The sequence below is a fragment of the Siminovitchia sediminis genome (genome assembly GCF_042680885.1).
Classification (GTDB): Bacteria; Bacillota; Bacilli; order Bacillales; family Bacillaceae_C; genus Siminovitchia; species Siminovitchia sediminis.
This window is the reverse complement of sequence record NZ_JBHUEO010000032.1, coordinates 58450-79015: the sequence shown is the minus strand read 5'-3', so window position 1 is coordinate 79015 and position 20566 is coordinate 58450. Positions and strand designations below refer to the sequence as shown.

The following is a 20566-nucleotide window of genomic DNA, read 5'->3' as shown; positions in this document are numbered from 1 at the left end:
TGAATTGGAGGGTTGCCATCATGAATCAAATATTCCGAAAAATGTTCAATGAAAATTGGAATCCGTATGCGGCTGTTGCGATGGCCGGAATATTAAGTGCATTATATTTTGGAATTACCGGCACAGTGTGGGCTGTTACGGGAGAATTTACAAGGCTGGGTGGGCATTTGCTTCAAGCCATAAATGTCGATATTTCGAGCTGGGCATATTTTGATCTTGTGGGCATGGAAGGAACTCCTTTGGACCGGACAGACGGATGGATTGTGATTGGGATGCTCATGGGTGCATTAACGACTACATTGCTCGGGAATGGATTTAAAATTCGAGTTCCGCAGCAAAAACGCCGGCTCATTCAGGGATTTGTCGGAGGAGCAATTGCAGGGTTTGGTGCAAGACTTGCGCTAGGATGTAATTTGGCTGCTTTTTTCACCGGAGTCCCCCAATTTTCTTTTCATTCATGGATCTTCATGGTGGCAACAGCTCTCGGTACATTTATAGGCGTGAAAATGATCCGGACAAAGTGGTGGCGAGGCAAACCTAACTTAAAGGCATTTAACAAAGTTCAGCCTTCAAAGGTTAGGAAGAAAAATCTCGTATTCCAGAAATATATCGGAGCAGCCGTTTTTGGGTTTTTTCTGATATGTGTACTTTTCTACTTTTTGAATGGAAAACCTATGCTGGCGATTGCAGCTTTATTTGGTGCCGGGTTTGGGATTCTGATTGAGAGGGCACAGATTTGCTTTACGTCAGCCTTTAGGGATTTATGGATCAGCGGACGTGCAGTTATGACAAAGGCTCTTGCGATTGGTATGATGGTGAGTGTTGTCATTACATTTTTTTTTATTCAGTCAGGAGCTGCTGCTGTTATTAAGGTGGCAGGTCCCGGTACGCTTGTCGGCGGACTTTTATTTGGAATTGGAATTGTATTGGCCGGGGGGTGTGAAACAGGTTGGATGTACAGGGCGATGGAGGGACAGCTTCATTTCTGGTCTGTAGGAGCAGGTTCTATTGCAGGTGCTACTTTCCTTGCCTTTGCATGGGATCATCTTGGTGTATATCATGTTCTTGTGGAAGGTTGGACACCTATTAATTTAATGAAAGTTATGGATCCGAACATAGCCTTATTTCTAACACTAATGCTTCTCATTGGATGGTATTTATTCTCAGCCTGGTGGGAAAAGCATTTTCGATTTGGTAGAGGGCTTAAACTGGGCAACAAGCAAAGTAACTATCCTATGCATCCTTCAAGCGTAAAGAAATAGAAGGGAGAGAAATACATGAAAGAACTGGAAATCGATTACATTTTGGATATTCGTGGCGAACCTTGACCATATCCTGTTACCTATGCGCTGGAAGCGCTGGATAATATGAAAAAAGGGGAAGTTTTACAAGTAATAGCGGATTGCCCCCAATCATTTCAATCAGTTCCGGAGGAAACCGTGAAGCACGGCTATATCCTGGTGAGTAAAGAAAAAAGAAATCAAGATTTATATTTTACATTAAAGGTTTAGTTGAAGGGTGATATAGGTGAACTTCAATCATTTGAAAGCGTTTGTCACTGTTGTTGAGTTAGGAAACTACAAAGAGGCTGCAAAGCGTCTGGCTGTTTCCCAACCCGCGGTCACCCAGAGAATTCAATTGTTAGACGAGCATTTTAAAACAAAGTTGCTGCAAAGAGATGCAGGCGGGGTCCATCTAACGTCTCAAGGGAAAATTGTCTATGAATACACTCTTTCTATTCTGAAAAAATGGGAAAATCTTGAAAGTCAATTATTAGGCGCTCATCTTACAGGCAAACTTACCGTAGGAGCCAGTACAATCCCGTCCGAATATCTTTTACCAAAATATATTAAAGGATTTATGGAAGAATATAAGGAAGTTGAAGTGCATATTCAGATTGCCGGTTCAAAAGAGGTCTTTCAATGGCTCTTAAATGGAACTGTAGATGTCATAGTGACAGGAAAGCCCGAGAATCACCCGAGATTAATCACAGAGCCGGTTTTAGAAGAAGAACTGAAAATAGTGGTTCCTCTGCATGATGGTAGATTTTCCAAAACAGCAAAGCTCGCGGAGTTGACGGAATGTGATTGGGTTATTCGTGAATTGAATTCTGGGACAAGGCTTGCATGGGAGCAAGAGCTAAGGAAAAATGGCATTGATCCAAAATCATTAAAAGTTGCAGGCCAGATGGGGAGTACAGAGGCCATAATTGCCGCGGTTGAAGCGGGGATAGGTATTTCCGTCATTTCATCTCTGGCAGCTGAACAGGCAGTACGATATGGAAGGGTAAAAGCCCTGCAACTAGATGATTTTATCGTAAGGCGCAATTTCCATATTTCCACGTTAAAAGATTATAAAAACAATCCGCTTGTAACGAAATTCATTTCCTTTCTCACTACAGAAATGAAAAATTATAGCTTGCCCGATTAACAGCCTATGACGTCGTTTCCATCAATATATTGAACTTGACGCAGGGTTTAAAAGATGTATTTTTGGTACCAAATATACGAAACGAACAAAATTTGCTAAGAAATAAGTTTGTTGATGACTGTCAATTAAATGATCCAAAGCTGATTAAAATTGCTGAACCACAATATATAATAGGCTGGGTATGCTAAAACGGTTTATTGATAACCGTTTGGCCAAATTAAGGGACTGACCGGTCGAAGGCACAGAACGATGGTGTATCAGGATATTGAAATTAATTACATAAGTCGCCGCTCATGAAAATCTCGGTTAAAGCATGCTGTTTTATAATACACATCAAAAAAACACAAATTGCAAAGCCACAATAGATAAACTCATTTTGCAATACTCCAGACCCCAAAACCTGAGTTGAGCAACTGCTGTCGCGACTGGATAGTCCCCTGCATCTTTGTTGATTTCACAGATTTAAGTTGCGGTCTGAAGAGAGCCTATCAAAAATGCAATGAGATTACCATCATTATAACGATAGGTGCCAAGAGGAGGATGAAGTAAATAATGCAAGTTCTTCTCTTTGTTCAAAACATTTTCGGGAATTCATATTTTAAAAATAGACATAAGCAGTGCTGTACCCCCAGATATACTAAACCACACGATTCCAAAATGGATCAGAATCAGCGTCCTCTACAAGGAATTCACAATTGTACGTCCATTGGAAATTCGAGTAATATAGTTTCGACAAATCGCGCAGCGATCCGTTATGCCAAGAAAAAAATGATCCAGCCTATAGACCATACGACTTGTTCGAAATAGAACCGAATTTAAACTAAATACATACAGACTGACGAAATGAGCACTTCCAAAAAGTCGGACCCATAGAAGGAATGAAAATCATTAAAATGAAGATAGTACAATATTAATAGTACCTAATTATTTTATTCCCTAAGGCAATACCTGTGATGCTGTATACATAAAGCAAACGGTAACACTTATCAATCGGTCGGAGCGATAGTAAAATTTGAAAACAACTATTGGAGGCTCTGGAAAAAGTATCATACACTAAAATTAAGCAGTACAGTCAAATAAGTTGTAAAAGAACATCAAGCTCATTATAAGAGTAAGCAACAAGAGTTTAAATAGAATAGTAGGTGGAAGTCTTGTGGTTTTTTATTTATTTATTGGTTGGATTCTTTACCGGCATTATTACAGGAATGGTTTCCGTTGGAGGAGGTATCATCATTGCCGGCATACTCATCTTTTTTTCGGGCTTGTTCCATCTACAATTAGATATGAAACACATAGCGATGACTACTTCTTTTTATTCTTTATGTTCGACCATGTCCGGAACAGTTTATTATTGGGCTCAAAAAATGGTTGTTAAAAGGATTGTTTTATTCTTTGGCATTCCTGCATTAATCGCAAGCCTCACCTCTTCGACTTTTGCCAATTATGTACATGATGATATTTTAAAAGGCATATTTGCTTTCTTCTCTCTTCTTGCCGCAATTGCTGCTGTTCTTCCCGAAAAAAGCAAAAACACAAATCAGTCTAGTGAGCGTTTTCTGTATGGACTCGCCGTTTTCTCCAGCGTCACAATTGGAATTGTCGGAGGGATGATTGGAGTGGCAGCTGGCTTTTTATATATGCCTATTTTCATGCGTTATTTTAAATTACCGGTTAGAGAAGCAGTCGGAACCGGATTAGTTGTTGGCGGAATGCTGGCAGCAGGCACTATTATCGGAAAACTCGGTGGAGGTTATTTCCTCCCGGGCATTGTACTTCCTCTCATTTTCGGCGGCATTTCTGGAGTGCTCATAGGCGGAAAACTAACATCCATTATAAATGCAAGTAAATTAAAGGCATTCATTTCGGTGGTAATCTTTTGTGTTTCGATACAAATGATTTATACATTCCTTTCAGGTGTCATCGGACTTTCTATATATACTATAGGGGCCTTTGCAGTTGTCATTTTGTTAGGATTTTGGAGCTGGAAGTTGTTTTACAAGCCAAAAAAAGTGAATAACGGACGATTCAAACAAGCCTAAAGTAAATGCTAGACATTGGAGCAGATGTGATAATACATCTGCTTCTCTAATTAATAATCCATATGGAAAAAATTTTTTTAAGTTTACTATTTCCTATCATTTTTTCTGAACAAATGTTTTTCTTTTTTCAAAGTGAATCAGCCGTGAAAGGAATTTTTTTAAGAAAAGGGAATGCGGCTGGTCATTTCTTGTAGCCAGACCTACAGGTCTTACAATATCTGGCTCTACATAATGCCAGCAGATGTTATCAATGTTTGGCTGATAATAAATGGCTGCTTCGGGAATCAGAGCAACCCCCAGTCCGCATTCAACAAAATATTTGATTGATTCTGTTCTCCCGTTTTCAATCACGATATTCGGAGAGCACCCGGCTTCGAAAAATGCGTTTAAAATGACTCCTCTTAAATCATATCCATTTTCATAAATAATGAACGGTTCATCCTTGAAATCTTCTAGTTTAACTGTTTGACCATTCCGCTTTGCTGAATCTTCGTTTTTTGACGTGATAAGTACGAGCTTTTCTTTATACAAAACAGTTGAGTGCAGCGAAGGATCCTTAAGCGGGAGATTGGTAATGCCAAAATCAATGACATAATTGCTGAGAGATTTTTCTATATCTCCCGATCCCAGTTCTTTCATTTCAAATTGTATATTGGGGAAATCCCTTTTAAATTCTGTTATTAAAAGAGGCAGCCATGATAACATAACTGTCGGTAAAGCTGCTAATCTGATTTTTCCAAATACTTCTTTATGGTTTTTTCCCACCTTTGACTTAGCTTCCTCCAGAAATTCATTTATCTTTTCGCAGTAGCTGCGGAAAAGCTCTCCTTCAAAAGTCAGCGTAACTTTCTTTGACGTTCTTTCGAATAGTTTACATTCAAATTCTTCTTCTAGTTTTTTTATTTGTTCACTAAGGGTTGATTGTGTAACAAAGCACTCTTTAGCTGCTGTTGTAAAATTCAGGTGCCTTGCTACAGCCAAAAAATAATGGATCTGCCTTAATTCCATCTACATACTCCTTTCGAGACAATTTTTTTTGATCGATCGCTCTTGCCGATAGTTGCAAGCGGAAAGAAAGATTGGAGCCTGTTGTTGAGACATTATATAATAAATTTGTAAATTTGAATAGTTAGTATATTTAAATGATTTTGATTTGGTGTGCGGAAACGACGTAGAAAGGGGATGACATTATGCAACTAAACATTGGAAAATTCAATGTGAGGGATATCCAACTTGGTAAAAAAACAATTCTGGAAAAAGAAATTTTGACCGTTAATAAAACAGAGTTGCTTTCAGTGATTCATGACGAGTCGGTTTTTAAAAGCATGGATGTTGAAGTTGTAAAGCCAAATGAAAACACTAGAATTATCCATGTGCTTGACTCGATCCAGCCTCGTATAAAACTATCTGGACTGCATGCATTTCCGGGTATGACCGGTAAGGTGTACTCGGCGGGCACAGGAACCACTTTTTGCCTGGATGATACCGCAGTTATTGTTTCATGTGAACGGGAAAAAGGCATCGGAAATATTGTACATGAATCGATGATAGATATGACCGGACCGGGGGCTGAATTTAATTTATTTGCTTCGCTGAACAATATTGTGATCATATGTGAGGCGGTTGAAGGATTAGGGGACGCAGAATTCGGCAAAGCTACAAGGCTTGTTGGATTGAAGGCTGCAGAATATTTGGCGAAAGCATCTTTAACATTAGAGCCCGATCAACTTGAGAAGTATACGCTGCAAACCGACGCTGAAGGGTTACCAAAGGTTGCATATATTTACCTCGTGCAGTCCCAAGGCTATTTACGACAGACATTCGTTTACGGCGCTGATATGAATGGGTCTCTTCCAGCAGTTCTCCATCCAAACGAAGTAATGGACGGTGCAGTCGTTAGCGGAAATTATGTAATAGGTGCACAAAAGAATCCGACCTACTTGCACGTCAATAATCCAGTCATTTCTTCATTATACGACAAACATGGAAAAGAGCTGGATTTTGTTGGTGTCATTATATCTAATGAACACAGCCTCTTGGAAGAGAAAGAAAGAGGGGGGATGATGGCTGCGAAACAGGCGAAATTGTTGGGTGCAGATGGGGTGATTATTACAAAAGAAGGCGGTGGCAACACATATACAGATTTGATGGTTACTTGTAGAGAGTGTGAAAAGTTAGGCATTCATACCGTCATCATCACAAATGAGGTTTCGGGCCCGGATGGGGATCAGCCGCCGCTTGTGGATATGACAATTGAAGCGAATGCCATTGTCAGCACCGGGAATATGGATGAAATGATTGAGCTTCCCAAAGTAAATAAAGTTATCGGAAAAAGCAACACCGGATCAGAAGGTGAATCTTTTTCCACAAACTTAGGAAGGCTTTACACACGAACCAATCCATTAGGAAATTACACTTTGACAGCAATCGAAACTTGATATGGGACAGGAGGGGAATACACAGTGATCAGGATAGTCCATTACGTGAATCAATTTTTTGGGCAAATAGGCGGTGAGGAGCACGCTGGGGTGGAACCCACCATAAAAGAAGGACCGGTTGGCCCCGGGGTGCTTTTAGAAAATTGCCTAAAGAAAGAGGGCAAAGTAGTTGCAACAGTAATTTGCGGCGATAATTACTTTGTTGAAAACGAAAAGGAAGCTTTGGCAAAAATTATTAACCTTATTGCGTCTTATCATCCTGATGTTGTTGTGGCTGGTCCTGCATTTAATGCCGGACGCTATGGACCAGCCTGCGGTGCGATCTGTCAGGCTGTACAGGAAAAAATTGGAGTGCCGGCTGTAACCGGCATGTACCCCGAAAATCCTGGGGTGGAATTATATCGAAAAAGCATATATTGCGTTGAAACACCCAATTCCGCTGCTGGAATGAGAAAAAGCCTTCCGAAGATGGCAGAACTGGCAGTCAAGTTGGCAAACGGTGAAAACCCATTACCTAAGGAAGGGGGATACATGACGAGAGGGCTGCGAAAAAACCAAAAAGCCTGTAAAGTAGGTGCGGTTCGTGCTGTAGAAATGCTGTTGGATAAAATGAAAGGAAAGGAATTTCAAACTGAAATTCCGCTGGCAGAGTTTGACCGGGTGCCCATTGCCGCACCAATTTCAAATCTGTCGGATACGACAATCGCCCTTGTTACAGAGGGCGGCTTGGTACCCGTCGGCAACCCGGATAGATTAGAAGCATCTAAGGCTTCTAATTATTATCAATACAGCATTGAAGGGATGGATGAACTGAAAGAAGGAGAATTTCAATCAGTTCACGGAGGATATAACACATTTTATGTCAATGAAAACCCGAATCGTCTTGTCCCGGTAGATGTTATGAGGGAATTAGAAAGGAAGAATGTAATTGGTAAGTTGCATAACTTTATTTATACGACATCAGGAAATCAGACTTCATTGGAGAATTCTATAAAATATGGAAAAGCAATCGCACAGAAATTACATGAAAGCAAGGTTTCTGCAGTTATTCTTACCTCGACCTGAGGAACCGGAACTCGTTGCGGTGCAACGATTGCAAAGGAAATCGAAAGGTCGGGAATCCCTGTAGTGCTTATTTGTAATCTAATTTCAACCGGAGTGGTTACTGGTGCAAACCGCATCGTTCCTTCTATAGCAATCACTCATCCTTTGGGGCAGCCGGATGAATCACCTTCCCAAGAAAAAATGATGAGGCAGAAAATTGTCGATAAGGCATTGATTGCTTTACAGACTCCCATTCAGGAGCAGACTGTTTTTCAAGAAGAAACTGAAAAAAAATCAGACTTTTTATCTGTTTAAAAGGAATCCAGAATGGACGTTGGGCTATTTACTGTCATTTTTTTAATAGGATTTATTGGCTCCCTTATTTCGGGAATGTTGGGGATAGGCGGCTCGATCATCAAGTATCCAATGCTTTTGTATATACCTTCCATGTTCGGGCTAAGTGCTTTTACAGCCCATGAAGTATCTGGAATAAGTGCAGTGCAGGTTCTCTTTTCTACAATTGGAGGTGTTTGGGCATACAGAAAGGGCGGATTTTTAAACAGAGATCTTATCCTTTACATGGGAATCAGCATATTGGCAGGGAGCTTTGTCGGTGCTTTTGGATCAAGGTTTCTCCCGGCTGAAGGAATTAATCTGGTTTATGCCATGTTGGCAACAATTGCTGCGGTCTTAATGTTCCTGCCTAAAAAGGGAAAAGAGGACCTTCCGTTTGATCAAGTTGTATTTAGCAAACCTCTTGCTTCTGTCCTTGCCTTTATCATTGGAACAAGTGCAGGTATTGTCGGAGCTGCAGGTGCTTTTATCCTGGTGCCAATTATGCTTGTAGTTCTAAAAATCCCAACTAGAGTTACAATTGCGAGTTCATTGGCTATTACTTTTATATCTTCTATCGGCTCTACAGTAGGAAAAATTGCAACAGGCCAAGTATTGTTGGTACCCGCCTTCATTATGGTGATAGCAAGTATACTAGGCGCGCCTGCAGGAGCAAATATAGGCAAGAAGATGAGAGTAACATGGCTTCAGCTCCTTTTGGCCATTTTGATTTTGGGTACTGCTATTAAAATTTGGCTTGATGTACTGAATTTATAGGGGGATATACATGTCAGATGAAATGATATACGATGTCATCATTGCGGGTGCAGGACCAGCAGGAATGACAGCGGCGGTGTATGCATCCAGGGCAAATATGAAAACGCTTTTAATTGAAAAAGGACTGCCGGGTGGGCAAATGGCCAACACGCAGGATATTGAAAATTATCCGGGTTTTGAAAAGGTGCTTGGCCCGGACCTGTCACAAATGATGTTTGATCATGCCCAAAAGTTCGGGGCGGAATACAGCCGTGGCGAAATTGTAAGTATCCAAAAGGATGGTCTGTTAAAGCGTGTTGGGCTAAAGGATCGGGAGTATAGGGCCAAGTCAGTCATCGTGGCAACCGGTGCGAAGCACCGGGAGCTGGGCGTCCCCGGTGAGAAAGAGCTGGCGGGGTTCGGAGTTTCTTACTGCGCTGTGTGCGATGGAGCATTCTTTTCCGAACAAGAGCTGGTAGTAATAGGCGGCGGTGATTCTGCTGTGGAAGAAGCCCTTTTCCTTACACGCTTTGCTTCAAAAGTGACGATTATTCATAGGCGGGATCGGCTACGGGCACAGAAAATTATTCAAAAGCGCGCTTTTGACAACGAGAAAATCAATTTTATCTGGGACCATACAGTAGAAGAAATTCTGGGGGACGGTATGGTATCGGGAGTCCGGATTAAACATGTAAAGACCGGGGAGAAGCAGGTGGTTCCTTGCGGGGGAGTCTTCATCTATATTGGAATGGATCCAATTACAGAGTGTGTGAAGAACCTGGGAATTACCAATGAAAATGGCTACGTCCTTGCGGATGAGGACATGAAAACATCAGTAGATGGAGTATTTTCCGCAGGAGATGTCAATGAGAAAATGTTGAGACAAATCATTACAGCGACCGGAGATGGAAGTATTGCAGCTCAGTCCGCTCAGCAGTATGTTGAAAATTTGGAAATGGTCGGGAAGGCAGGAGTGGAATATGACACAGCCGGTTATTAAAGGAACATCTTTTGTGATTACCCATGCACCGAGCCTGGTTCGCTACGGTTCCAAGCCGTTAAGGGAAATTGGCAAAAACAAACAACTTCTGAATGATATTTTGGCTAATTTAAGGAGTTTTGAAGAGGCGGTGGCCTATCCTCCCAATCAGGTGTTTATCGGAAACATGCGTCCTGATCAGTTGAAAAAATACGAGCGGCCCTGGACAAATTCCCGGGTGGAAAACGCCAGCCGCTTCAGCAGATGGGGAGAAATCCTGCCGGAAACAGAGTTTTATGGATGGCTGAAGATCGCGGACCAATTCAATCTTGTTTTTCTCGAGGAGAATTTTCTTAAGCAAGTGACAAATGAACTAGCTGAACATCCGCTTATCACAAACGAAGACCTGCAGTTGCTGGGCAGCGGAGAATCCTTCGACGAAATTAGAAAAAAAGCGGAAGCTGATGACGCTCTGCCGCTATACATCAACAAAACCGAACTGGTAGGTGTAATCATTACCGGCCATCATGAGGATAAGAACCTGTCGGCGCATATCTTACTGGAGAACTTGAGCAACAAAGCTTCCGGCATCGTGGCAATGCGCCATGTACTGCACTCCTTTGATGTCAAACCGGAGGACATTGACTATGTGATCGCCTGCGATGAAGAGGCTGTCGGAGATCGCTATCAACGCGGAGGAGGAAATATGGCAAAGGCGATTGCCGAACATGCAGGGTGTGCCAATGCGACAGGTTCGGATATTAAATCTTTCTGTTGTGCGCCGGCTCATGCAGTGAGCGTGGCTTCGGCGTTTGTCCAATCAGGGATCTATAAAAATGTTCTGGTGATCGGCGGAGGGTGCCTGGCGAAACTTGGAATGAAGTTTGCCGGCAGCCTTTCAAAGAAAATGCCGGTTACGGAAGATATCATGGGATCTATTGGCATGATCATCGGAGATGATGATGGAAAGAGTCCAGTTATCCGAACAGACGCGTTTGGAAAACATGACATTTCTGCCGGTTCTTCCAATCAGGCAATCTATCAGTCATTAATTATTAATCCGCTGGAAAAAATCGGGCGGAACATTACGGATATCGATAAATACGCAGTAGAACTCCATAATCCCGACGTGACGGAGCCAAACGGCAACGGAAACGTCCCTAAAGGCAGCTACCGGATCATTGCGGCAATGGCTGTCATAAGAAAAGAGTTGGAGCGAAAGGAAATGGAGAATTTTGAAGAAAAACACGGCATGCCGGGGTTTTCCCCCACCCAGGGCCATATTGCTTCTGCTATCCCTTTTTTGGGCCATGCAAGGGAAATGATTATGAGGGGAGAAATCGAAAACTCTATGTTTGTGGGAAAAGGAAGCCTGTTTTTGGGGAAAATGACAAACCTATCAGACGGAATGTCATTTCTAATAGAAAAAAATAATGGGAGGAAAGCCGTATGATGGAGGTAAATAAAACAAATTTCGAAGCTGAAGTGCTTCAGGCAGATTTGCCGGTCATCGTGGATGTCTGGGGACCAAGCTGCCAGCCGTGCCTGGAACTAATGCCGGATGTGGAGGCTTTGTCAGAAGAGTACGAAGGCAGGGTGAAAGTCGTCAAACTGAACAGCGCTCAAAATAGACGGCTCTGTATCAGTTACCGTGTTATGGGCCTTCCCGCCTTTTTGGCTTTTAAAAATGGGAAGGAAGTAAAAAGAATCTCGGGTGGCGACCTGACCAGGCAGGATGTAGAAAACTTGATCAAGGAAACAGAGTTTGTCCAATTTTAATGGAAAGGGATGAAGAAAAATGAAATTGAAAGGAAAAAAAGTATTTATAATGGGAGAAAGAGACGGGGTGCCGGCACCGGCAATTGAGGAATGCTTAAAGGCTGCAGAAGTAGATGTGATTTATAAAGATACCCAGTGTTTCGTTTGAACGGCTGCAGGTGCAGTGGACCAGGTGGTCCAAGAAGAGTTGAAGAAAGCAGCCGAAGCTTACGGAAATGAAAATGTTGTGGTCATTTTGGGTTCTCCGGATGAGGACAGCGTGGATATTTATGCGGAAACCGTTACCGTTGGTGATCCAACCTATGCCGGGCCTCTCGCAGGTGTAGCCCTGGGGCTGTCTGTTTATCATATTTTGGAAGATGAAATTAAAGCTCAAATTCCTGCAGATGTATATGAGGAGCAGGTAGGACTCATGGAATTGTCTCTGGATAAAGATAGCATTTGCGAAGCAAGTAAACAGGCGAGGGAGAATTATTTAAAGGTGTAAGTAGATAAATAGCTAAGGCCTCACTGTGGAAAACAACCAGTGGGGCTGTATCCCTTACTGATGACTTCATTGATTGGTTATTATTCAATTATAGCCATCTCTAAATAAGCATTAATAGAAAGGCGTTCCTCCATTATTGGGTATCGTACTCGTGTTAATTAGAACTTTCTCGGAGTAAAAGGAGGTTGGCAGATGGACAAAATTTCGGACGATGTACTTCTTGTTTCTTACCAAAAAGCCAAAAATTTAAAAAAAGCCGATACAAAATTTATTGAGCTTTTAAAAAAGGAAATTGAAAAAAGGAATATACCGATTGCGTGTTAATTTCCTGCGTGACCAAGGCTTCCATGTACTGTCCGTAGGTAGGAAACCCTCATGGCAGGCTGAATATAAGGAGAAAACGTCTTACTAAAACGAAGGACGATCTCTTATCCTTTGAAGTAAAGGTGAATAATCTAGTATTGTTCAAACATGCACCGATGATTGGTCTGCTTAACAGCTATCAGGTAAAGGAGCTTTCGGCTAAGTTTGGACTAATAATCTTATCCTACTCTATGGGTTTTTCTACTCAATGCCCTATGGATAATGAAACAGAACCTTTTAAATTCAACTTATATAGTTTTGAAATATCTTGACAATATTATTTTGGAGGTAATAGATTTGGCTGTTAATTTGCAAGTACAAAATTCACTCATTGATATTGAAAACCTAGGGCTGTATGTGAATGGGGAATGGTTGACCACTTTAAAGAGCGGCACATTTAAAATTAAAAATCCATCTACAAAAGAATTAATAGCAGAAGTGCCCAAAGGGGGAAGAGAAGAGGCAAAGGCTGCAATTAAGGCAGCAGAGGCAGCGTTCCCAGGATGGAAAAGCTTAACTGCAGCGGAACGCGCAGATTATATGCTGAAACTTCGTGATTTAATGCTCGAACATCAGGAGGAACTTGCAACAATTATGAGTATGGAAATGGGAAAAGCCTATAATGAGTCAAAAGCGGAAGTGAACTTTTCCGCAAGTTTTCTTACCTGGTATTCGGAAGAGGGAAAGAGAATATATGGTGAAACTGTTCCTGCATCTGCTCCGAACAAACGCTTAATGGTAATTAAGCAGCCTGTTGGAGTAGTGGCGGCGATTACGCCATGGAACTTTCCTTTGGGAATGCTTGCGAGAAAGTTAGCCCCAGCGTTGGCTGCAGGTTGCCCATCTGTTATAAAACCGGCCAGCCAAGCAACTTTATCTGCTCTTGCATTAGCGAAGCTTGCAGAGATGGCTGGTTACCCGAAAGGCGTTATCAATATTGTTGCGGGTTCTACAAGGGAAATTTCCGATGAACTTTTTGATCATCCAGCGGTAAAAAAGATTTCTTTTACAGGTTCTACTGAAGTGGGAAAGGAATTAGTAAAAAAGTCTGCAAGGCGATTAAAGAAATTGTCGCTTGAACTTGGAGGACACGCCCCTTTTATTGTATTTGAAGACGCGGATCTTGAAAAAGCAGCATCAGGTGCCGTAGCAAGTAAATTTAGAAATTCGGGACAAACTTGTATCTGTGCAAATAGAATATATGTTCACAGAAATGTAAAAAAGAAGTTTTCTGAGTTATTTGTAGAGAAAGTAAAAGAATTAAAAGTGGGGAATAGTCTTGACAGCTCTGTTGAAATTGGTCCCCTTGTGAATGAGGGCGGATTGAATAAAGTAAAAGAACATGTGGATGATGCTGTTCAAAAAGGCGCTGAAGTTCTCTGCGGTGGAAATACAAGTGATGAAGGAAACGGGTATTTTTACGAGCCTACGGTCATGGATAACATTACAGACGATATGAAAATCATGTCAGAAGAGACCTTTGGTCCGGTTGCCCCAATAGCCGTATTTGACGATGATGAGGAAGTTATCAAAAAGGCAAATGATACGGAATATGGCCTGGCAGCCTACCTATATACTTCAAACTTGGAAAGAGCTGTACTTGTTTCCGAGTCTCTTAACTTTGGAGTAGTCGGTTTAAATGATGCAATTCCAAGTGTGGCTCAAGCCCCTTTTGGAGGCATGAATGAGAGCGGCTATGGTCGTGAAGGAGGGCACCAGGGAATTAGGGATTACCTAGAAGAAAAGTTCATTTCTTTGGGGATTTAAATATCGTAATTTTAAAGACAGTTTTTTATAAGGATTAGTACCTGTTTAATAGTTTTATCGGTATTGACGATAGTTACTAACGGAAAGAGAGATTGGATTCTATTCAAGTAAACGCTTTATAATAATAAATGGGATTAGAATATTTAGTCTTATTTGAAGATTTGTTTTTTTTGGATATCTCCAAGTAAAATTTTAAAAGAGGAGTGGTAAAGTGGAGAGAGTTAAAAGTTATTCAGAAAAAGACAGGAAATATCACCTGCATCCGACTACCCCATTAAAGGCGAATTTTGAGCAAGGGCCTACCGTTTTTATGGAAAGGGGGGAAGGAATCTACCTTTATGATTTTGAAGGAAAAAAATATATTGATGGTTTAGCATCCTTATGGAATGTAAATATAGGCCATGGGCGTAAAGAAATTGCCGAAGTTGCGAAGGAACAAATAGAAAAACTAGCTTATTCTCATTCATTTAATAGATTTAGCCATGACAAGGTGGTTCAGCTTGCCGAAAAGGTTGCCTCCATTGCTCCTGGAGATCTGAATGTTTGTCAATTTACATCCGGTGGATCGGAGTCAAACGAATCGGCCTTCAAACTCGTAAGACATTATTTCCAATTAAAGGGGATGCCTGCCAAAAATAAAATCCTTTCACGCTACCGCGGATATCATGGAGTATCGTTAGGCGCTACTGGTGCAACAGGAATACCGGCATTTAGGCAAATGGCAGGACCTCCAATGGTGGAGGGCTTTATCCACGCCAAGGCGCCATATTGTTATAGATGTGAAAGTTGCCAGCCGGAATGCAATGGTGAGTGTGCCATTGATAGTATCTTGAATGTTATTCGTGAGGAAGGCCCTGAGACCATTGCAGCCATCATTGTTGAACCAATTCAGGGTGCCGGAGGAGTGATCGTTCCACCACAGGGCTATATGAAAAAAGTAAGGGAAATATGCAATCAATACGGTTTATTAATGATAGCTGATGAAGTTATTACAGGGTTTGGAAGAACCGGCAAGTGGTTTGGTATGCAACGAGAAGACGTTGTTCCGGATATCATGACGGTTGCCAAAGGAATTACGAGTGGCTACATTCCACTGGGCGGGGTTGTCATAAGTGAAAAGCTTCATAGGGAAATGGTTGATCTGTCTGACCAATCTAAAGTATTTGCCCATGGCTTTACGTATAGTGGCCATCCAACCGCATGTGCTGTTGCTATGAAAAATATAGAGATTATGGAGGAAGAAAAGCTGCCCGAAAATGCGTATAACTTAGAGGGATTCTTCCGGGAAGGGTTGGAAGCAATTAAGGAAAGCAGCCCTATTGTTGGAAATGTAATGTCCAGAGGACTGATCGCTTCATTAGAATTCGTTCAAGACAAGGATTCAAAGAAAGCTTTTGATCCTTCCGCACAAGTAGCCCAGCGGGTTTTTGAAAGTGCGTTGAAAAGAGGCTTAATTACAAGGGCAATCGCAATCGATCATACGGATATTATAGCAATGTGCCCTCCATTGAATATTACAAAGGAACAAATTTCTGATCTCTTGCAAATTTTGGAGGACTCCGTCCAAGAGGTAAGTAAAAAGTTATCTGTTGAAAAGGTATAAAAGATACGAATCCATTGGTTTCTCCCAGTGGATTCGTAGTTCTATAAAGTAAAGCGCTTACAAAAGATTTCACTACCAAATCCACATTCAACCTTTGAAACCACAAAAATTCACTGTAATTAATTTAGTATATGCGGGAGGATCATGATGAAAAAGGAAAAGTTAACACGGGAAATGAAGCCACAATGGATTTGGGCAATAGCGTTTGGGTCTTCAATAGGGTGGGCATGTTATGTTCTTCCGGGTGATTGGCTCAATGCCGTAGGGCCTCTTGGCGTAATATTGGGATTTGCCGTCGGAACGATATTAATGATGATCATATCAACGAGTTATGGTTCGTTAATGACGAGGTTTCCTGTTTCAGGAGGAGAGTTTTCTTATGCTTATTGGGCATTTGGGAGAAATCATGCTTTTTTCTGCGGTTGGCTCTTGGTGTTAGGCTATACCTGCATTGTTGCCCTCAATGCAACAGCACTAGCCCTTTTAGTCAAGTTCATTATGCCTGAAGCTGTTCAAATCGGCTATATGTATACAATTGCCGGTTGGGATGTGTATGCCATGGAAATCATTATTGCAAGTGCTGCATTAATCATCATGGGTTACTTAAATATTAGAGGTGCGAGCCTTTCGGGTAGGGCGCAATATTTTATGAGCTTGTTCATGATAATAGGTACCACTATATTAGCGGCAAGCACTTTTTTTCATTCGGAAACTTCAGTCAGCAATTTACAGCCTTTATTTAACACAGAAATTTCAACTTGGGCTGCAGTTATTTATATCATTGCCTTGGCACCTTGGGCATTGTCTGGATTTGATAATGTTCCTCAAGCTGCGGAGGAGTTTAATTTTCCGGCAAAAAAGGCCTCAAAGCTCATCTATTTATCTTTGGTGTGCACTGGTGTTACCTATATATTGGTCTCAACAACAACCGCATATATCATGCCTTGGCAAGAGTTATTGGAAGGTAATCCAGTTTGGGCAACAGGAGACGTTGTCACAATTTTATTCGGAAAATTGGGACTTTCTTTATTGGTTATGGTTCTTATTATGGGTATATTAACCGGAATTAATGGCTTTTGTGTTTCAGCCAGCAGGTTATTATTTTCAATGGGACGAGCTAAGGCGCTGCCGGCAATGTTTGGAAAGCTGCATCCAAAATATAAAACACCATATGTAGGTGTTATGTTTTGTATAGGATTTTGCCTGCTGGCTCCTTGGTTCGGGAGAGAGGTTTTGGGCTGGATTATTCCAATGTCATCTTTTGGACTGGCTTTTGCTTACTTCTACACCTGTGCAGCTGGATATTTGAATATTAAGAAAAGTGGTAATAATATGGAAAGTTATGCTCGAAAAAGTGTTTTATCGATCCTGGGAGCAATCATTAGTATTATATTTTTAGCGTTGCTCGTTATCCCGGTTTCGCCTGCTTTTTTACAAGTTCCGTCAAGAATTTCTATCGGCATATGGATCGTCTTGGGGATGGGCATTTATTTGGTCCAGGGGAAATTATACCGTTCCACATCAAAAGCAGAACTGGACTATCTTATCCTAGATGAAGATATTGATGGAAAGCAAGCAGAAAAATATTCTTCCGGTGTTAGCTGAATATGTCTCTGCGCATAAATAAAAACAAGCTTCGAGCAAATGCCGAAGCTTGTTTTATATTACTGCTTCACTTCAGTCCAAATCCGGTCATACAAGACGGTTGCTTCTCCAACGTCTCTGGCGTATTCCGCGCGGTCAAAGAATTCTTCGGGAATACTCATTTCCTGCTGAATATCTTCAGAAAGCAGCTTTACCGCCTCTGCGTTTGGATTGCCATACGGATAGGCTTCGGAGATTTGTTTGCTGATTTCCGGTCTTAAAATAAAGTCGATAAACTTTTCAGCATTCTCCTTGTGGGGTGCTCCTTTTGGAATGACAAAGTTATCCTGCCACAGGAAAGATGGTTCCTCAGGGAAAATAATTTCGATATTTGGATTTTCCCGCTTCGCCAGGGCTGCTTCAGCGCTATACATGATTCCGGCTTTTGCTTCTCCTGTGATCAGAAGGCCTTTTGGGTTGTCTCCGTTAAATGCTTTAATGTTAGGGGTCAAATCTTTTAATAATTCACCGGCTTCTTCAATTTGTTTTTCATCTGTACTATTGATTGGATAGCCGAGAATTCCCAGCATAGCACCGATAGATGCACGGTTATCCTCAGGCATGACAAGGCTGTTTTCAAATTCAGGGTCAAATAAATCTGCGAAGCCTTTTACATCCTTTTTTACAAGGTCTTTATTAACGGCAATTACGACAGACCCCCATAAATATGGAACTGAGTATTCATCCTTGGGATCGGCAAAGGTACCTGTAAAATCAGGATTCAGATTTTTTAAATTAGGAATATTGTCCGTGTTAATTTTCTCGAGCATGTCCTCTTTTACTAACATTTCAATAAAGAAAAGGGTTGGAACAGCGATGTCATATCCAAGGTTTCCGCTGCTCAGTTTGGCATACATTTCTTCGTTTGATGAAAATGTTGTATAGTTCACGTCAATCCCTGTTTCTTCCTCGAACTGCTGAAGCACTGATTCAGGCAAATACTCAGACCAGTTAAATACATTCAACACATTCTCTTCGGACGTTTCCCCGCCGGAAGACCCGCTGGATCCGCAGGCAGTTAAAAACATGGCGGCTATGAGCATTATAGATAATAACCATCTGATCGGTTTCCGCAAATTTAATCAAATCCTTTCATTTATGGTGATGGCACAGCTGTAAACTCCGGATCACGGTATACTTCTTGTCCTTCAAATAAGGTCATCAAAACTTTCACCTGATGAATTTCGCCCTCTGGAACCTCAAATAAGTTTTTGTCCAAAATAACCAAGTCGGCTTTTTTCCCTTTCTCAATAGAGCCTGTCACATCATCAATCCTCAAAGAATAGGCACCATGGATTGTAAAGCTGTCGATCATGTTGGCTAGGGTTGTTCTTTCATTTGGATTGAGGATAAGATGTTCAGCAGACTTTCCGATTTCAAGACGCGTAACCCCCATTTGAATGGCATTTAGGGGATGGAAGTCCATCGTGACCGGATAGTCACTGGCAGAGGCTGCAATGATTCCCTCATCAAACAGGCTTTGCATCGGATATTGTCTTTCCGCTCTTTCACTGCCGAGATAAGGCTCTTCAATATGAAAATAGTAATCCAAGTCTTTCCTGAACCAATACGGGTTGGGGACTGCCACCACGTTCAGTTTCTTCATTCTGCTGATATCTTCCTGATTAACAAGCTGCAGATGGGTAATGGCATGGCGGGAATCAAACGGCTGATCCTCATTTTGGGCATATTCCAGCCCGTCCAAAGCAATCCTGGTAGATGCATCGCCAATGGAGTGAATATGGATCGTAAACCGCTCCGTATGAAGCTTTGCCGCTGTTTTTTTATAAACATCCGGATCCCAGACAAGTTCCCCGTGAGAGTGAATATGTTTATAGGGCTCTTCAAGATAAGCGGTGGCCCCTTCGACAACACCGTCGATAAAAAATTTCGCGGAATTTGTCTGGAAGTACGTATATTCACGATTTTTTTCTCTTTCTGCCACCAGCTCTTCTACCTGGTTCATATCTTTATCAGGATCTACAAAAAGAGAATTTCTGTAGCGAATGGACAGCTTGCCTTCCTTTTCCAGTTGCCGGTATGCTTCAAGGGCATTTCCATTTTTCATGAAAGGTTCATGGACAGAAGTGATGCCGCAGGCGGCAGCCATTTCCTGATACGCCAGAATTCCTTCTTTATATTGATCGATAGTGTAGTCAGGAATTTTAGATGTCACAAGATTCATAGCGCTTTCCCTTAATGTACCCGATACGTCGCCTGTAACAGGGTCCCGTTCAATCACGCCTCCTTTTGGATTGACGGTATCTTTTGTGATACCAGCCAGTTCCAAAGCTTTAGAATTGACCCAGATAGAATGGTGGTCTTCGGAATACAGACAAACGGGAATATTAAGAGAAATCTGATCGATAATTTCCTTTCTTGGCCCAATTCCTGTTCCAATTGCATTTCCCCATCCCACTCCGAGAATGACTTCGGATTCGGGATTCTCATTCAAATATTGTTTCACTGCTTCGGCTGCTTCCTCTTGATTGTTACAATCATTCAAATCCACCGTATAAAGAGATTCTGCACCACCCATACTCACGTGTGCATGACTATCAATAAAACCGGGCAGCACCATTTTTCCTTCCAAGTCAATAATCTTCGTATCCATCGTTTCAAAGGATTTTGCAGCTTTATTTGTACCGGTGAACAGGATTTCACCGTCAGCTATAGCTATAGCCTCGACCCAGCTTTTTCTTTTGTCAGCAGTATATATACTGCCATTATACAAGATGAAATCTGCATAAACGGACAATTGCATCCTCTCCATTTCAAAGAAAGTTAAGCGCTTACAAACATTGTAAATCATTGGGTGAACACCGCGTCAATCATGGTTTTTTGCGGCAATTCAATAAAATATTGTGTATACCCCGTGTTTGCTGTATAACTAACATAGGGATA

The 20566-nt window shown here is 41.6% G+C and carries 17 protein-coding genes and 1 pseudogene; 15 read left to right on the top strand and 3 right to left on the bottom strand.

The features are described from left to right. Positions 1–20: 20 nt before the first annotated feature. The 4 genes and pseudogenes from yedE (at position 21) to ACFSCZ_RS11970 (ending at position 4469) form a co-directional block, all read left to right on the top strand. Positions 21–1262, top strand: coding sequence for a selenium metabolism membrane protein YedE/FdhT (gene yedE / locus ACFSCZ_RS11985; protein WP_380774168.1), 1242 nt, complete (start codon positions 21–23; stop codon positions 1260–1262). A gap of 78 nt (positions 1263–1340) precedes the next feature. Further along, a pseudogene (locus ACFSCZ_RS11980) lies at positions 1341–1511 on the top strand (sulfurtransferase TusA family protein); the annotation flags it as partial. A 16-nt stretch (positions 1512–1527) separates the two neighbouring features. Beyond that, complete coding sequence (locus ACFSCZ_RS11975; RefSeq protein WP_380774167.1) at positions 1528–2430, top strand: selenium metabolism-associated LysR family transcriptional regulator; 903 nt, start codon at positions 1528–1530, stop codon at positions 2428–2430. A gap of 1151 nt (positions 2431–3581) precedes the next feature. After that, positions 3582–4469 carry a sulfite exporter TauE/SafE family protein gene (locus tag ACFSCZ_RS11970; protein ID WP_380774166.1) on the top strand — a complete coding sequence of 296 codons (888 nt, stop codon included), beginning with the start codon at positions 3582–3584 and terminating at the stop codon, positions 4467–4469. Positions 4470–4565: 96 nt separating this feature from the next. Here ACFSCZ_RS11970 and ACFSCZ_RS11965 read toward each other — a convergent pair whose 3' ends face one another. After that, on the bottom strand, positions 4566–5477 hold the full coding sequence (locus tag ACFSCZ_RS11965) for a LysR family transcriptional regulator (RefSeq protein WP_380774165.1): 912 nt from the start codon (positions 5475–5477) through the stop codon (positions 4566–4568). A 182-nt stretch (positions 5478–5659) separates the two neighbouring features. Here ACFSCZ_RS11965 and ACFSCZ_RS11960 point away from each other — a divergent pair, with 182 nt between their 5' ends. From ACFSCZ_RS11960 to ACFSCZ_RS11910, 11 genes are all read left to right on the top strand, one after another. Then, on the top strand, positions 5660–6907 hold the full coding sequence (locus ACFSCZ_RS11960; protein ID WP_380774164.1) for a glycine/sarcosine/betaine reductase component B subunit: 1248 nt from the start codon (positions 5660–5662) through the stop codon (positions 6905–6907). Positions 6908–6931: 24 nt separating this feature from the next. Then, entirely contained in the window at positions 6932–8266 is a 1335-nt protein-coding gene (locus ACFSCZ_RS11955) for a glycine/betaine/sarcosine/D-proline family reductase selenoprotein B (protein WP_380774163.1), read from the top strand. A gap of 12 nt (positions 8267–8278) precedes the next feature. Then, the gene (locus ACFSCZ_RS11950; RefSeq protein WP_380774162.1) at positions 8279–9061 is read left to right on the top strand and encodes a sulfite exporter TauE/SafE family protein; all 783 of its coding nucleotides are present in this window, start codon (positions 8279–8281) and stop codon (positions 9059–9061) included. 10 nt (positions 9062–9071) lie between these two features. Next, positions 9072–10040, top strand: a complete 969-nt coding sequence (gene trxB, locus ACFSCZ_RS11945) for a thioredoxin-disulfide reductase (protein WP_380774161.1) — start codon at positions 9072–9074, stop codon at positions 10038–10040. Further along, on the top strand, positions 10021–11472 hold the full coding sequence (gene grdC, locus ACFSCZ_RS11940; protein ID WP_380774160.1) for a glycine/sarcosine/betaine reductase complex component C subunit beta: 1452 nt from the start codon (positions 10021–10023) through the stop codon (positions 11470–11472). The genes trxB and grdC overlap by 20 nt, the downstream gene beginning before the upstream one ends. Beyond that, entirely contained in the window at positions 11469–11798 is a 330-nt protein-coding gene (locus tag ACFSCZ_RS11935) for a thioredoxin family protein (RefSeq protein ID WP_380774159.1), read from the top strand. Before grdC ends, ACFSCZ_RS11935 begins: the two co-directional genes overlap by 4 nt. Positions 11799–11817: 19 nt before the next feature. After that, positions 11818–12285, top strand: coding sequence for a glycine/sarcosine/betaine reductase complex selenoprotein A (gene grdA / locus ACFSCZ_RS11930; protein ID WP_380774158.1), 468 nt, complete (start codon positions 11818–11820; stop codon positions 12283–12285). 192 nt (positions 12286–12477) lie between these two features. Continuing rightward, complete coding sequence (gene sda, locus ACFSCZ_RS11925; RefSeq protein WP_380774157.1) at positions 12478–12609, top strand: sporulation histidine kinase inhibitor Sda; 132 nt, start codon at positions 12478–12480, stop codon at positions 12607–12609. A 336-nt stretch (positions 12610–12945) separates the two neighbouring features. Beyond that, on the top strand, positions 12946–14415 hold the full coding sequence (locus ACFSCZ_RS11920; RefSeq protein ID WP_380774156.1) for an NAD-dependent succinate-semialdehyde dehydrogenase: 1470 nt from the start codon (positions 12946–12948) through the stop codon (positions 14413–14415). A 211-nt stretch (positions 14416–14626) separates the two neighbouring features. Further along, the gene (locus ACFSCZ_RS11915; protein ID WP_380774155.1) at positions 14627–16018 is read left to right on the top strand and encodes an aminotransferase family protein; all 1392 of its coding nucleotides are present in this window, start codon (positions 14627–14629) and stop codon (positions 16016–16018) included. 144 nt (positions 16019–16162) lie between these two features. Next, positions 16163–17623: an APC family permease gene (locus tag ACFSCZ_RS11910; RefSeq protein ID WP_380774154.1), complete on the top strand. Its 1461-nt coding sequence runs from the start codon at positions 16163–16165 to the stop codon at positions 17621–17623. A 59-nt stretch (positions 17624–17682) separates the two neighbouring features. Here the strand turns inward: ACFSCZ_RS11910 and ACFSCZ_RS11905 are convergent, their stop codons facing one another. Next, complete coding sequence (locus tag ACFSCZ_RS11905; RefSeq protein ID WP_380774153.1) at positions 17683–18738, bottom strand: ABC transporter substrate-binding protein; 1056 nt, start codon at positions 18736–18738, stop codon at positions 17683–17685. Between the two features lie 20 nt (positions 18739–18758). Further along, positions 18759–20420, bottom strand: a complete 1662-nt coding sequence (locus tag ACFSCZ_RS11900) for an amidohydrolase (RefSeq protein ID WP_380774152.1) — start codon at positions 20418–20420, stop codon at positions 18759–18761. Positions 20421–20566: the final 146 nt, after the last annotated feature.

Bases quoted from the DNA above. Each gene is read 5' to 3' on its own strand.
- ACFSCZ_RS11965 (WP_380774165.1), bottom strand. From the start codon at position 5,477: ATGGAATTAAGGCAGATCCATTATTTTTTGGCTGTAGCAAGGCACCTG.
- ACFSCZ_RS11910 (WP_380774154.1), top strand. From the start codon at position 16,163: ATGATGAAAAAGGAAAAGTTAACACGGGAAATGAAGCCACAATGGATT.
- grdC (WP_380774160.1), top strand. From the start codon at position 10,021: ATGACACAGCCGGTTATTAAAGGAACATCTTTTGTGATTACCCATGCA.
- ACFSCZ_RS11950 (WP_380774162.1), top strand. From the start codon at position 8,279: ATGGACGTTGGGCTATTTACTGTCATTTTTTTAATAGGATTTATTGGC.
- trxB (WP_380774161.1), top strand. From the start codon at position 9,072: ATGTCAGATGAAATGATATACGATGTCATCATTGCGGGTGCAGGACCA.
- ACFSCZ_RS11935 (WP_380774159.1), top strand. From the start codon at position 11,469: ATGATGGAGGTAAATAAAACAAATTTCGAAGCTGAAGTGCTTCAGGCA.
- yedE (WP_380774168.1), top strand. From the start codon at position 21: ATGAATCAAATATTCCGAAAAATGTTCAATGAAAATTGGAATCCGTAT.
- ACFSCZ_RS11960 (WP_380774164.1), top strand. From the start codon at position 5,660: ATGCAACTAAACATTGGAAAATTCAATGTGAGGGATATCCAACTTGGT.
- sda (WP_380774157.1), top strand. From the start codon at position 12,478: ATGGACAAAATTTCGGACGATGTACTTCTTGTTTCTTACCAAAAAGCC.